At 70.9% G+C, this 13,936-nt stretch carries 10 protein-coding genes; 4 read left to right on the top strand and 6 right to left on the bottom strand.

Features of this window, described 5'->3' with window-relative positions; translation table 11 throughout:
- Positions 1-3: 3 nt before the first annotated feature.
- The 4 genes from V1457_RS29430 to V1457_RS29415 all read right to left on the bottom strand — a co-directional run bounded on the left by V1457_RS29430 (position 4) and on the right by V1457_RS29415 (position 4,644).
- Complete coding sequence (locus V1457_RS29430; RefSeq protein WP_295142849.1) at positions 4-2,070, bottom strand: YhgE/Pip domain-containing protein; 2,067 nt, start codon at positions 2,068-2,070, stop codon at positions 4-6.
- Positions 2,067-2,711 carry an ATP-binding cassette domain-containing protein gene (locus V1457_RS29425; protein ID WP_200072013.1) on the bottom strand — a complete coding sequence of 215 codons (645 nt, stop codon included), beginning with the start codon at positions 2,709-2,711 and terminating at the stop codon, positions 2,067-2,069. The genes V1457_RS29430 and V1457_RS29425 overlap by 4 nt, the downstream gene beginning before the upstream one ends.
- A gap of 33 nt (positions 2,712-2,744) precedes the next feature.
- Complete coding sequence (locus V1457_RS29420) at positions 2,745-3,677, bottom strand: GNAT family N-acetyltransferase (protein WP_338598431.1); 933 nt, start codon at positions 3,675-3,677, stop codon at positions 2,745-2,747.
- A gap of 64 nt (positions 3,678-3,741) precedes the next feature.
- Entirely contained in the window at positions 3,742-4,644 is a 903-nt protein-coding gene (locus V1457_RS29415) for a class I SAM-dependent methyltransferase (RefSeq protein WP_295149702.1), read from the bottom strand.
- 601 nt (positions 4,645-5,245) lie between these two features.
- Here V1457_RS29415 and rpsA point away from each other — a divergent pair.
- Both rpsA and coaE read left to right on the top strand, forming a co-directional pair.
- Complete coding sequence (rpsA, locus tag V1457_RS29410) at positions 5,246-6,781, top strand: 30S ribosomal protein S1 (RefSeq protein ID WP_338598428.1); 1,536 nt, start codon at positions 5,246-5,248, stop codon at positions 6,779-6,781.
- Between the two features lie 187 nt (positions 6,782-6,968).
- Entirely contained in the window at positions 6,969-8,165 is a 1,197-nt protein-coding gene (gene coaE / locus V1457_RS29405; protein ID WP_338598426.1) for a dephospho-CoA kinase, read from the top strand.
- 10 nt (positions 8,166-8,175) lie between these two features.
- Here coaE and V1457_RS29400 read toward each other — a convergent pair whose 3' ends face one another.
- Both V1457_RS29400 and V1457_RS29395 read right to left on the bottom strand, forming a co-directional pair.
- A complete protein-coding gene (locus V1457_RS29400) occupies positions 8,176-8,682 on the bottom strand; it encodes a hypothetical protein (protein ID WP_338598424.1) in 507 nt (168 codons plus the stop codon).
- A gap of 139 nt (positions 8,683-8,821) precedes the next feature.
- A complete protein-coding gene (locus tag V1457_RS29395) occupies positions 8,822-9,385 on the bottom strand; it encodes a DUF402 domain-containing protein (protein ID WP_200072018.1) in 564 nt (187 codons plus the stop codon).
- A 91-nt stretch (positions 9,386-9,476) separates the two neighbouring features.
- Here V1457_RS29395 and uvrB point away from each other — a divergent pair, with 91 nt between their 5' ends.
- Together uvrB and V1457_RS29385 are read left to right on the top strand one after the other, a co-directional pair.
- The gene (gene uvrB / locus V1457_RS29390; RefSeq protein WP_307850196.1) at positions 9,477-11,633 is read left to right on the top strand and encodes an excinuclease ABC subunit UvrB; all 2,157 of its coding nucleotides are present in this window, start codon (positions 9,477-9,479) and stop codon (positions 11,631-11,633) included.
- A gap of 289 nt (positions 11,634-11,922) precedes the next feature.
- Positions 11,923-13,929: an AAA family ATPase gene (locus tag V1457_RS29385; RefSeq protein WP_200072019.1), complete on the top strand. Its 2,007-nt coding sequence runs from the start codon at positions 11,923-11,925 to the stop codon at positions 13,927-13,929.
- The last annotated feature ends 7 nt before the right edge of the window (positions 13,930-13,936 follow it).

The raw sequence follows: 13,936 nt of genomic DNA, 5'->3' as shown, positions 1-13,936 counted from the left end.
GGTTCACAAGGACAGTTCGGGTTTCAACCGGGCTGGTGTCCACACCCGCTGGCGCCACGCGGCCGCGGTGCTCAGCAGCAGGCCCGCCGCCAAGTAAGCCACCAGCACCCACGCCGACGTGCCCGCCGCGGCCAGGTCTTGGCCGCCGTAGAGCAGGTGCCGCAGGCCGGTCACCACGTAGCTCAGCGGCAGCACGTTGTGCAGCGGGTGCAGCGGTGCCGGCGTGGTCTGCCACGGGAACGTGCCGCCCGCGGTGACCAGTTGCAGCACCAGGATCACCAGCGCGATGAACTTCCCGCGCGCTCCGAACGCTGCGTTCAGCGCGTGCACCACCGCGGTGAACGCGAATGATGTGAGCAGTAGGAACCCGACCGTCAGCCACGGGTGCGCGGGCTGCACGCCGACTCCGAACACCACCACGAGGTAGAGCAGCACCGCCTGCGCCGCACCCACGATCGCCGCGGGCAGCCAGCCGCCGAAGGCGATCTTCCACGGCGCCACCCCGCCTGCCAGCGCGCGCTGCGACAGCGGACGCATGATCAGGAACAGCACGAACCCGCCGATCCACAACGCCAGGCCCATGAAGAACGGGGCGAGCCCCGCGCCGTAGGTGGCCGCCTTGACCTGCGCCTGGTTGTCCACCGCGACCGGGTCGCCGATGGTCCGCGCGGTGTCCGTCCTGGTCTTGTCGTCGAGGTCCGGGATGTCCTTGGCGCCCTTGCCGAGTTCGTCGGCGAGGGTGTGCGAACCGTTCTCGAGCTTCCCGGAGCCGTCGGCGAGCTGCTGCGCACCGCCATCGAGCCGGTCCGCGCCGTCGGTGAGCGCACCGGTTCCGTCGAGCGCCTGCTGCTGCCCGGTGTGCAACCGCTGGGCACCGGAGCCCAGCTGGGCGGCACCGCCGGAGAGCGTTCCGGACCCGTCGGTGAGCTGCCCGATGGCGCCGGTGAGCGCGGGCGTCGATTCGGCGAGCTTCCGGTTGCCGTCGGCGACCTGGCGGGAACCGTCGGCGAGCGCGTCCAGCTGCCCGATCTGGCCCTGCACCTGGTCGTTCGTGTCGGTGATCGGCTGGTTCAGCTGGTCCAGGCCGTCCAGCACGCGCTGCACGGTCTGTTCGTCGGCGCCGGTGGAGCGCAATTGGTTCGCGATGCGGGTCTTGTTCTGCTCGAGGTTGTCGACGAACCGCTGCGAGGCTTCGCCGAGCTTGTCCGCGGTGCCCGCGAGCTTCTCGTTGCCGTCGGCGACCTTGTCGGCGCCGTCGGCGAGCTTCGCGGTCTGCTCCGGCAGCGGTGCGGTGCGCTGCTGCAGTTGCTGCAGCCCGTTGTGCAGCTGATCGGCTCCGGCGCTGAGCCGCCCGGTGCCGTCGACTAGCTGCCCTGATCCGTCCACCAGCTGCTGCTGGCCGTCCAGCAGCCGGTGCGCCCCGGCGGAGAGCTGACCGGTGCCCTGCTCGGCGGTGCCGATGCCGTCGCGCAGCTGCGTCGCGCCGTCGGCGAGCTTCCCGGCACCGTCGGCGGCCTGCACGGTCTTGTCGTGCACCGTGCCGAAGCCGAGCAGCAGCTGGTCGGCGGCTTCGGTGCCCGCGTCGCCGGCCACGGCCTTGCGCACCTCACCGGCGACCTTGTCGGCGATGGTGGAGATCAAGTAGTTGTTCGTGTCGTTGGTGACCAGCCGCAGCTGCGCCTGCCGCGGCTCGAACTCCCCCGGCGAGAGCAGCGCGGCCGAGAAGTCCTTCGGCACAACCAGCGCGAACGTGTAGCGGCCCTGCTGCACGCCCTGCTCGGCGTCGCGTTCGCCGGTGCGGTGCCAGTCGAAGGAACCGGAACCGGCCAGTTCGTCGTAAACGCGGTCACCCGCGTTGAGCGTGCTGCCGTCCTGGCGCTGCCCGCCCGCGTCGTCGATCACGACTGCGGCGGGCACCGAGTCGAGCCGGTTGTAGGGGTCCCAGTTGGCGTAGAGGTACATCGCGCCGTACAGCAGCGGCACCAGCGTGATGGCGACCAGGGCCAGTCGCGGCAACCTGCCGGAGGTGAGCCTGCGCAGCTCGGTCATGGTCAGGCGGAACGTGGTCATCGGGCACCTTCTTCGGCGGCGCGGCCGTCCGCGCCGATGCGAGCTTGGGGGACGAGGGCGAGCCGGTCGGCGGAATGCGCGGAGCACAGCACGACCACCGCGCGCTGCCTGCGGCTTTCCCGCCGCGCGAGCTCGTACCAGGCGTGCGGGTCGCCGCCGTGCCGGTCCGGGCTGTCCAGCACCAGCGCGGTGGTGCGCTTCGCGGCGCACGCCAGGTCGATCAGCAGCCGGGTGCGTTCGGCGGCGGGCAGGTTCTCCATCCGGGTCGAGGTGTGCTCGGCCAGCTCGTGCGCGGCCAGCCAGGAACGCACCGCGGCGCGTCCGGCGCGGCGGCCGGCGAGGCTGAGCCCCTCGGCGACCACGGTCCGCACCGGCACGCTCGGCTCCGGCTCGGTGATCTCCGGCGCGTCGACGACCGCGACGGCGCGGCGCAGCGCCTTCGGGTCGGCGCGGCCGTCGATCCGCACCGAACCGCGGGCGGGACGCAGCCTGCCGGACAGCGCCAGTGCCAATGCGGTGTGCCCGGAGTTCGGTTCACCGGTCACGACCAGCAGTTCTCCGCTGGACACGCGCATCGAGGTGGGCGCGAGCAAGGTGCTGTGCGCGCCGACGACTTCGACTGCTTCTGCGGCGATCTCCACGACGTCGTCTCGACTCCTTCTCGGCGTGGGAGATCAGCGCAGCGCGGTCGCGGGGCGCACCTCCCACATGGTCCACAGCGGCCGGTAGCCCTGGCGCGGCCAGAACACCGAGGACAGCGGATTCGGCGGGTTGTAGTAGAGGAAGCTGCCGACGGCTCCGGCGCGGACGAACTCCTCGTGCGCCACGGCCATCAGCCGCTGCCCCACGCCGCCCCCGCGGGCCTGCTCGTGCACCGACAAGCAGTTCACGTAGGCCCACAGCCCCCGGCGCAACCGGTGCCCGCCGGGCTGGCGGGCGGTGTCGACCCAGCCGCATTCGGCGAGCGCGATCGGCGTCCCGTCCTGTTCGGCCAGCCACACCGGGTCGGTGCCGGAGTGCAGCCGCTGGCGCGCGGCGATGCGCTTGAGGTCACCGGCTCCCGGGCGGGGCACCGACGTGCCGACGAGGGCGGCGTAATCGTGCTCGGCGATCGCGAGTTCGACGACGGCGTCCAGATCGGCCCGTCCGGCGCGGCGCACTTTTACGGTACCAGGTAGTTCCGTAACGGTGTCCGGGGTCGGCGGGCGGATCGCCATGCAGGACAGCGGCGCGAAACCGTGATCCAGCAGCGCCCGGGTGGCCTGCACGTCCCGGCTGGGCCAAGTGACCACGCAGGACGAGTCCTCGGCGGGGATCGAACGAGCCGCCAGCCACTCCCGCCAGGCCCCCAGCACGCCGTCCATGCCGGCGCGCGGGTGATCACCCAGCAGCGGGAAGAGCTCGAAGACGTCCGACGCCTGCCACAGGCTCTGCGCCGAACCGGGCGGATTGTGGGTGTGCGCCACCAGGCCCGCCACCGGCTCGCCACCGGGCAAGCGGGCCATCAGCGGGTCGCCCTTGGGCAACAGGTAGTCGTCCGGCAGCTGCGGATCCAGCCCGCGGAACCGCGCGCACTGCCGGTCCACCAGATCCTGCGCGCCGCCCACGTCCGCCGAACCTCCTGTCGTGCCGGGGTGACCCGGATTCTGGCAGCCGCGGCGCGGGACCGGGCTACTGCTCGTCGAGCGTGCAGCAGAAGATCGCGGTGCCGGGGAAGAGCTTGCCGCGCAGCGGGCTCCACTGGCCCCAGGTGTGCGTGGCGCCCTTCGGCCACTCCGGCTCGATCAGATCCACCAGCCGCAAGCCGGCTGCGGCGAGCTGGCGCACGTAGTCGCCGAGCGTGCGGTGGTGCTCCACGTAGGTGGCCTGCCCGAGCCCGTTGACCTCCAGGTACGGAGTGCGGTCGAAGTAGGGCTGGGTGACGGTGAGCCCGCCGGGGCCGGGATCGTCCGGGAAGATCCACCGCATCGGATGAGTCACCGAGAACACCCAGCGCCCGCCGGGCCGCAGCACCCGCGCGACCTCGCCGAACACCGCGCCGGAGTCCGCCACGAACGGCACCCCGCCGAACGCGGAGCACGCCAGGTCGAAGCTGCCCGCGGCGAACGGCAGCAGGTCCGCGCTGGCCTGCACCAGCGGCACTTCCACGCCGGTGGCCGCTGCGCCGTCGCGCGCGTGCCGCAACATGCCGGCGGAAATGTCCAACGCCACCGGTTCCGCACCTCGGCGGGCCAGCCAGCGCGAACACGACGCCGAGCCGCAGCCGACCTCCAGGACGCGCTTTCCCGCGACGTCGCCGAGCAGGCCCGCATCGGCTTCCCGGAGGCGCTCCGGGCACCAGACGAAGTCTTCGGCGCCGAGGAATTCGCCGTGCTCGGCCTGGTAATCGTCCGCGTCGGCGTCCCACCACGCCCGGCTCGCCAAGCGGGATTCGACCGTGCCCGCGGTGCGCTTGCTCACACCCGTGGTGCCCAGCGCGAGTTCCGCGGCAGCGTGCTCGGAACCACCGTCCGGTGGTTCGTTCTGCGCCGGGCCGGTCGGAGATCCGGCGGCATCGGGTTCCTGGTTCGGCATCGCCAGTCCTGTGATTCGCCAACTGCGCCGGTATGTGGTTTGCCCGGCGATCGCACGGCCGCGTACGATACCGCCCGCGCCGTGGGTCTTAACGTCTCCGTGCATTCCGGCTGGGAAACCCGCCACGGCCCGGTCCGCCGCTGATCCGACCGAGCGATCACCGCCACGACCGGGACGGACGGAACTACCAGGTCGGGAGCCGTGCCCTGATCGGGATTACCGGTGGGGGGTTCAGCGTTCGACCAGAGGCGGCCCGCGCGGAACCGGCACCGGCTGCCCGGAATCGGACTCCCGGAACCGGACTGGGCGGGCCGCAGCGACCAGGGATCGTCGGCGGAGACCCGCCGACGCAGCGAACTGGGGCCGATCAGCAAGGCTGAGCCGTACCGGGGACGTGGTTCTCGCCGGTTCCGCTCGTCGCGGTGTCGGCTCCGGAGTCTAAGATCCAGGGCGCAACCCCGAAGGGGTCGGCGCCGGTGCGCGCCGGGTGGTCTGCCAGGCTGGAAGGTCTGCCGGATCGGCCGGTGGCGAGCCGCCGGCCGCTGCGGGGTGAACCGCACAGGCAACCGACAAAACTATCCGTACCGGAGCAACCCACCTGATGTCCACCGACACCACCACCGTCCCGGCTGCAGCCGCTACCAAGCCGCAGGTCGCGGTCAACGACGTCGGGACGGAGGAGGACTTCCTCGCCGCCGTCGACCAAACCATCAAGTACTTCAACGACGGCGACATCGTCGAGGGCACCATCGTCAAGGTCGACCGCGACGAGGTGCTGCTCGACATCGGTTACAAGACCGAGGGCGTCATCCCGTCCCGGGAACTGTCGATCAAGCACGACGTGGACCCGGCCGAGGTCGTCGCGGTCGGCGACTTCGTCGAGGCCCTGGTCCTCCAGAAGGAGGACAAGGAAGGCCGCCTGATCCTGTCCAAGAAGCGCGCCCAGTACGAGCGCGCCTGGGGCACGATCGAGGAGCTCAAGGAGAAGGACGAGCCGGTGCGCGGCACCGTCATCGAGGTCGTCAAGGGCGGCCTCATCCTCGACATCGGGCTGCGCGGCTTCCTGCCCGCGTCGCTGGTCGAGATGCGCCGCGTCCGGGACCTGCAGCCCTACGTCGGCCGCGAGCTCGAAGCCAAGATCATCGAGCTGGACAAGAACCGCAAGAACGTGGTGCTGTCCCGTCGCGCCTGGCTGGAGCAGACGCAGTCCGAGGTGCGCAGCGAGTTCCTCAACCAGCTGCAGAACGGCCAGGTCCGCAAGGGCGTGGTGTCCTCCATCGTCAACTTCGGTGCGTTCGTGGACCTCGGTGGTGTCGACGGTCTGGTGCACGTCTCCGAGCTGTCCTGGAAGCACATCGACCACCCGAGCGAGGTCGTCGAGGTCGGCCAGGAGGTCACGGTCGAGGTCCTCAACGTCGAGATGGACCGCGAGCGCGTCTCGCTGTCGCTGAAGGCGACGCAGGAAGACCCGTGGCGGCAGTTCGCCCGCACCCACGCGATCGGCCAGATCGTGCCGGGCAAGGTCACCAAGCTGGTGCCGTTCGGCGCGTTCGTCCGGGTCGACGAGGGCATCGAGGGCCTGGTGCACATCTCCGAGCTGGCCGAGCGCCACGTGGAGATCCCGGAGCAGGTCGTGCAGGTCGGCGACGACGTGATGATCAAGGTCATCGACATCGACCTGGACCGCCGCCGGATCTCGCTGTCGCTGAAGCAGGCCAACGAGGGCTTCACGCCGGACTCCGAGTTCGACCCCACGCAGTACGGCATGGCCGCCGAGTACGACAACGAGGGCAACTACATCTACCCCGAGGGCTTCGACCCGGAGACCGCGGAGTGGCAGGAGGGCTACGAGACCCAGCGCGAGGAGTGGGAGCGGCAGTACTCCGAGGCGCTGTCCCGCTACGAGCAGCACATGAAGCAGGTCCAGAAGGCCGCCGAGGCCGACGCGGAAGCTGCTGCCGAGAGTGCCTCCGGCGGGGGTGGCGGCGGCGGTGCCGCTGCCGGCTCCGGCGAGGCGCAGGGCGGCGGGAACTACTCGTCCGCGGCCTCCTCGTCCGAGCAGCAGGAGGACGCGGGCTCGCTGGCCAGCGACGCGCAGCTCGCCGCGCTGCGGGAGAAGCTCTCCGGCGGCGCCTGATCCGCGCAGACCGGTCGACCCGGTACGGATAGCGCACGGCCCCGCACCTGTCCGCAGGTGCGGGGCCGTTTCGCGTCCGGCCGTTGTCGAGTTCGTGCTGCGCAGGTGGTCGCTCGACGGAACCGCAGCCGCGTGGGCTGAAGTGCGAACTTCGGGGCCGGTATCGAGGGCTGGCAGGATGGGCCGCATGTTGCGGGTGGGCCTCAGCGGCGGGATCGGATCGGGCAAGTCGACGGTGGCGGCGCGGCTGGTGCAGTGCGGTGCGGTGCTCATCGACGCGGACAAGCTGGCGCGGCAAGTGGTGGAGCCGGGCAGTGCGGGCCTGGCCGAGCTGGTGGATCGCTTCGGGCCGGACATCGTGACGCCGGAAGGCGCGCTGGACCGGCCGGCGATGGCGAAGAAGGTGTTCGGCGACGACCAGGCGCGGGCCGACCTGAACGCGATCACGCACCCCAGGATCGGCGCGTTGACCGCCGAGCGGATGGCGCAGGCGCCCGCGGACGCGGTCGTGGTGCACGACGTTCCGCTGCTGGTCGAGAACGGTTACGCGCCGAATTACCACCTCGTGCTCATCGTGGACGCCCCCGAACAGGACCGGGTGCGGCGGTTGGTCGACCGGGGCTTGGACATCGAGGACGCGCGGGCGCGGATCCGCTCGCAGGCGACCGACGAGCAACGCCGCGAGGCGGCCGACGTGTGGCTGGACAACTCCGGGCCGGTGCAGGACCTGGTGGCCGAGGTAGACCGGTTGTGGTCGCAGCGGCTGGTTCCCTTCGAGCAGAACGTGCGCACGGGACGGCGCGCCCCGCAACGGCCGCCGCGGATCGTCGAACCGGACCCGGAGTGGCCGCGGACCGCGCGGCGGCTCGGTGCCCGGATCCGGCAGGCGGCGGGGGACAAAGCGGTGCGGGTCGACCACGTCGGTTCGACCGCGGTCCCCGGGCTGCCAGCGAAGGACGTCATCGATCTGCAGCTGACCGTCCGGTCGCTGGACGACGCCGACGCCATCGCGGAAGCCTTGGGGGAGGCGGGATTCCCGGTCGACGACGGGATCCGGCGCGACCACCCGCACTCGTTCGCCCCCGATCCGGACCAGTGGCTCAAGCGCTACCACAACGCGGCGGACCCGGGCTCCCCGGTGAACCTGCACCTGCGGGTCCAGGGATCCCCGGGGCAGCGGGTCGCGCTGCTGTTCCGCGACTGGTTGCGGGACGACGAGGCGGCTCGGGCGGACTACTCCAGGGTTAAGCGGGAGCTGGCCCAGCGGTTCGCCGAAGACCCGGATCATGAGCGCTACGCGGCGGCGAAGGAACCGTGGTTCGTCGAAGCCTTGCCGAGCGCGCAGGAATGGGCCTCGCGCGTCGGCTGGGTGGCGCCGGACTGACCGGCGCGGCTCACCACAGGTCGAAGATCCCGAGGTGCGCGAGCCACCGGCTGACGTCCCGGTGCCTGCTCAGCTCGACGAACAGCCGGTACACCGTGTGCAGCGCATAATCGGCCTGGTTGAGCCGGATCATGCCCGCCGAGACCGCGGTGGCGAACTCCTCGGCATGCACGATGCGGGCCGAACCGTGGTCCGGCACCTGCAGCCCGAGCAGCAGGTCCGTGGTGACCCACGATCGCGTGTCGTGCTCGATCAGCGCGGCGGTGATCGTGCTGGGTTCGCGCCGGGTGGTCCAGTGCCGGGCGCGGCGCCGCGTGAGCCGCAGGCCGTGGTCCGGCAGCAGCCAGCTCACCTCGCCCTCGTGCACCGGGTCCGCCGGCGTCGCGCACTCCACCGACAAGCCCCACGGCTCCACTTGGCAGCGATTCAGCGGGACGCTGGAACCGGAGGAATGGGAACGTTGCGCACTGAACAGGTCGATCACGTCGACCAACTGAGGAGCGACTGCGGTACCCACGGCCTCAAACAGTAACGTCGATTTCCGCCGATGTGATCCTCAGTACCGTCCTTTAACATAACTTTCGCGCGTTCGCCGGGTACCGATTCGGCCGCCCGCGCGATGATCACCGGTTCAGCGGTAGTGCTATCGGTCGAAATCAGGTTCCTTGCGACGGCTGCCCGCGCCAGCTCAGCGCGACGCCTTCGGAACGGAGCCAGTCGGCGAGCCGGTAGCCGTACCGGGCCAGCCCGTCCATCGCCGCGCACGCCGCGCGCATCGCGTGCTCCGCGGTCCGCTCGTCGAGCAGTTCCGCCCGCACCGCGAGCAGGTACTCGTCCACGTCCAGCAGCTCCGCGGTCCGGCCCTCCGCGACCTGCACGTCGAGGTAGTGGTCGACGGTGCGCCAGTGGTCCGGGCCCGGTTCGATGGCTGCGACGTCGACGTAGAAGTCCCAGCCGTTCGATTGGCCGGGCAGGAAGTTCCAGCGGGTGATCCGCAGGCGGTGGTCCGGCAGCAGCCAGGATTCCAGCGCCCGCAGCTTCGGGTGGTCGGGGACCGGCCGGGCGAGGTAGAGCCCGAACGGCTCCACCCGGTATTCGGCCACGTGACGAACGATCTGCTTGGGGTCGGTGTTGGTGCCCCGCACCAGGTCGAACAGCTCGACCTTCGGCGGGTGCACCGGCAGCCCGAGGTTTTCCGCGATCTCGCGTTGCGTGGTCACGTGGCAACCATAAGTCGCGAGACGCCTCTCACGGGAGGGGCGAACATCAGGTCCGGGCGTCGTGTCGGTGGGGGCTCGTACCCTCGGACACGTGGCATTCGCGACTGAGTACCCGACACCGGCGGACACGACCCACCGCCCGGTGGGGGACATCCCGCGCAGCGGCGGCAGCTTCCGGATGGTCAGCGACTACGACCCGTCGGGTGACCAGCCGGAGGCGATCGACGCGCTGGAACGGCGGATCCGCGCCAGCGAGGCCAACGTGGTGCTGCTCGGCGCGACCGGCACCGGCAAGTCGGCCACCACTGCCTGGCTGGTCGAACGGCTGCAGCGGCCCACGCTGGTGCTGGAGCCGAACAAGACCCTCGCGGCGCAGATGGCCAACGAGATGCGGGAGTTCTTCCCGGACAACGCGGTCGAGTACTTCGTCAGCTACTACGACTACTACCAGCCGGAAGCCTACGTCCCGCAGACCGACACCTACATCGAGAAGGACTCCTCGATCAACGAGGACGTGGAGCGGCTGCGGCACTCGGCGACCTCGAACCTGCTCAGCAGGCGGGACTGCGTGGTCGTGTCCTCGGTGTCGTGCATCTACGGCCTGGGCACGCCGCAGTCGTACCTGGACCGCTCGATCCAGCTGGAGACCGGCGGTGAGATCGACCGGGACCTGCTGCTGCGCGCGCTGGTGGACGTGCAGTACACCCGCAACGACATCTCCTTCGCCCGCGGGACGTTCCGGGTGCGCGGGGACACCGTCGAGGTGATCCCGGCCTACGAGGAGCTGGCGGTGCGCATCGAGTTCTTCGGCGACGAGATCGAGCGGCTCTATTACCTGCACCCGCTGACCGGCGAGATCGTGCGCGAGGTGGACGACCTGCGGATCTTCCCCGCCACGCACTACGTGGCCGGGCCGGAGCGGATGGAAAAGGCGATCCGCGGCATCGAGTCCGAGCTCGAGGAGCAGCTGGGCAAGCTGGAGAAGCAGAACAAGCTGCTGGAGGCGCAGCGGCTGCGGATGCGCACCCAGTACGACGTGGAAATGATGCGCCAGGTCGGGTTCTGCTCCGGCATCGAGAACTACTCGCGGCACATCGACGGCCGGGACGCCGGGACCGCGCCCGCCACGCTGCTGGACTACTTCCCGGACGACTTCATGCTGGTCATCGACGAATCGCACCAGACGGTGCCGCAGATCGGCGGGATGTACGAAGGCGACATGTCCCGCAAGCGCACGCTGGTCGAGCACGGTTTCCGGCTGCCCAGCGCGATGGACAACCGGCCGCTGACCTGGGAGGAGTTCGCCGACCGGATCGGGCAGACGGTGTACCTGTCGGCGACCCCCGGCCCGTACGAGATGGGCCGCGCTGGCGGCGAGTTCGTCGAGCAGGTCATCCGCCCGACCGGGCTGGTCGATCCGGAGGTCGTGGTGAAACCGACCGAGGGCCAGATCGACGACCTGGTCGGCGAGATCCGCGAACGCGCCGAGCGCGACGAGCGGGTGCTGGTGACCACGCTGACCAAGAAGATGGCCGAGGACCTCACGGACTACTTCCTGGAGCTGGGGGTGCGGGTGCGCTACCTGCACTCCGAGGTGGACACGCTGCGGCGGGTGGAGCTGCTGCGGCAGCTGCGGCTCGGCGAGTTCGACGTGCTGGTGGGCATCAACCTGCTGCGGGAGGGGCTGGACCTGCCGGAGGTGTCGCTGGTGTCGATCCTCGACGCGGACAAGGAGGGCTTCCTGCGCTCCGGCACCTCGCTGGTGCAGACGATCGGGCGCGCGGCGCGCAACGTCTCCGGCCAGGTGCACATGTACGCGGACACGATGACCGACTCGATGCAGCACGCCATCGACGAGACGAACCGCCGCCGCGCCAAGCAGATCGCCTACAACGACGAGCACGGCATCGATCCGCAACCGCTGCGCAAGAAGATCGCCGACATCCTGGACCGGGTCTACACCGAGTCCGAGGACACCGAGGAGTCGGTCTCGGTCGGCGGTTCCGGGCGCAACGCCTCCCGCGGCAAGAAGCCCAGCGGGGAGTCGGTGGCGACCTCCGGTGTGCTGGAGGGCAAGGACACCAGCTCGATGCCGCGTGCCGAGCTGGCGGATCTGGTGCAGCAGCTCAACGACCAGATGATGAACGCGGCCCGCGAGTTGCAGTTCGAGCTGGCGGCCCGGTTGCGCGACGAGATCCAGGACCTGAAGAAGGAACTGCGCGGCATGGACGCCGCCGGGATCCAGTGAGGTCGGCGCGGCGGAGGCCACGGGCGTCCGCCGCGCGGCTTGAGGGTGCAGCGGCCTTTCGCGTTACGTGTGATCCGGCCGGACAACCGCGGCATATTCCCGTCCGTCCCACTAATGCCGCAGTCCGCGATGGCTATTTCAACAAGCCGCTGGGCCGAACGGTTCTTTCTGCTGATTAATCGTTGACCGCGGTTTTGCGCGGTCAGTACGCTCCCACTTCTTCTTCCGCCGGGTCGGTTTCTGGGGAATCGGTGGACCCGGAATTCGGTGCTACCGCAGGGGGGTGGGCATGGCTCGGGATGCTGAGCGCTACGCCACGCAGGTGCCGTTGCACGGCAGGGATCGGGAGATCGCCCTCGTCCGGGAGATGCTGGAGCGGCCGGAGCACGACGGTCGGCCCGCGAGCAGGCGGGTGCCGGTGCTGGTGTTCACCGGCGCGCGGGGCAGCGGGAAGACCGCATTGCTCGCGGATCTCGCGAACCGGTGCCGCGAGCGGATCCCGTTCGCCCGGCTGGACTGCGCGCGGCTCGAACGCGACCACCCGGACGGCGAGGAGCGCGGAGCGGCCAGGATGCCGCAGGTGCTGGCCGCGCTGGCCTTCCAGCTCAGCAGGCCGTGCCCGCGCTACGGCGCGGTGGAGTTCGCCCGGCTCATCACCGGGCAGCTGGCGCTGGAGCCGCAGATCGAGGTCGCGCAGTGGGAGAAGGCCCGCAATCAGATCGACGAGGCGCTGCGGACCTATTCGCGGATCCCGGACCCGCCCGACTACCTGGGCGAGCTGGCCGGAGAACTGCTGACCACGGTGCCGGGCCTGCAGGACGCACCCGTCCAGACCGTCGCGCAGCGACTGCCCGGTTGGATCGTGTCCGCGGTGAACTCCGTCCGCAGCAGCCGCGGGAATCCCGCGGTGGGCCGGGACTGGTACGGCGAGCAGGACCGCGGGTTGAGCCTGCGCCCGATCGACGTGCTGGTCGACCTCAACCACAAAGCGCACGAGCCCGCCGCCGAGGGCGGTGACGAGGTCGGCGAGCTGCTGTGGGCGGCGTTCCTGGCGGACCTGCGGGAGGGCTTCGCCCGCGGACGGCGGGCCGAGGCCCGCACGCTCAATTGCACGGTGCTGCTGGACAACGTGGACACGCCTGCCGGGCTGGCGCTGCTGGACGGGCTCACCGGAGCCCGTGAGCGGCGAGCGCACGGCATCGAGCCCGACCCGCTCACCGTGGTGGCGACCAGCCGCACGGACCTGTCCGCGCGCGGTCCCGGTGCCGCGGTCGCCTCGATCGAGTCGGCCTGCTACGCCGACGCGGTGCGCGGGGGAGTGCGGGCGCCGAGCCGGTATTCGGTGCGGCTGGACGACCTCTCGCAAGGCGCGGTGGGGAACATGGTCGCCGCGCTCGGGCCGAAGGTGCGGCAGCGGCAGGTCACCGCGGCGGTGCACCGGTTCACCGGCGGGCACGCGCTGTCCACCCGGCGGGTGCTGGACGCCCTGGCCGAGCAGGGGCTCGCAGAGGCGCAGCTGGGCTCGCTGCTGCCCTGCCCGGTCCGCCCGTCATCCCGGGAGGAACCGGTACCGCTGGAGGAGCTGCTGCTGGCCGAGCTGCTCGCCGGTTCCGAGGAAGCGGCCGCCGCGCTGATCACCACATCCGCGGCCCGCGATCTGGAGCAGGCGCTGCAGCTGGTCAACCAGAGCGCGCTGGCGCCGGAGGTGCAGAACCGGCAGCAGGAGGTCTTCAGCGCGGCGTTGTGGAGCAGCGTCGACGCGGCTGCTCACCGCACCATGCCGCGGGTTCAGCGCACCCTGCTGCTGCGGCGGCTCGCTGCGCGCACCGAAGCGGACGCCGCGGACTGGTCGTCGGTGCACGGCTGGCTGCGCCGGTACTGCGAGAACCACGGCGACGAGGTCGGCGCGCTGCACCACCGGCTGGCGGCAGGCGAGGTGCGGCCGGTCGCGGAGCGGATGACCGCGTTGCTGAAGGAGGTCGACGCGCACGAGTGGCTGCGCCGGCTGCACGCGGTCTGCGCGGCCCCGAACGAGCTCGAACCGGGCGGCTCGCCGGTCGGGAGGGTGCGCGAGCTGACCAGGTGGGCCGATGCGGCGAACGGGTCCGACTCCCATCCCGGTGCGCTGTTGGCGGCCGTGGCCCGCCTGGTGGTGGCGGTGTGGACGGCCGCGGACCCGCTGCTGGTGCCGGGTCGCGAGCTGCGCGGCGAGATCGCCGCCGACCTGGACCAGATCGCGCCCCGTTCCGGGGAGGGCCTGGAGGCGTTCCGCGCGGAAGCGGACCGATACCGGTGAATCAGGG

Source organism: Saccharopolyspora sp. SCSIO 74807 (genome assembly GCF_037023755.1).
GTDB lineage: Bacteria > Actinomycetota > Actinomycetes > Mycobacteriales > Pseudonocardiaceae > Saccharopolyspora_C > Saccharopolyspora_C galaxeae.
The sequence above is the reverse complement of the archived record's forward strand: the minus strand, read 5'-3'. Positions and strand labels throughout refer to the sequence as shown.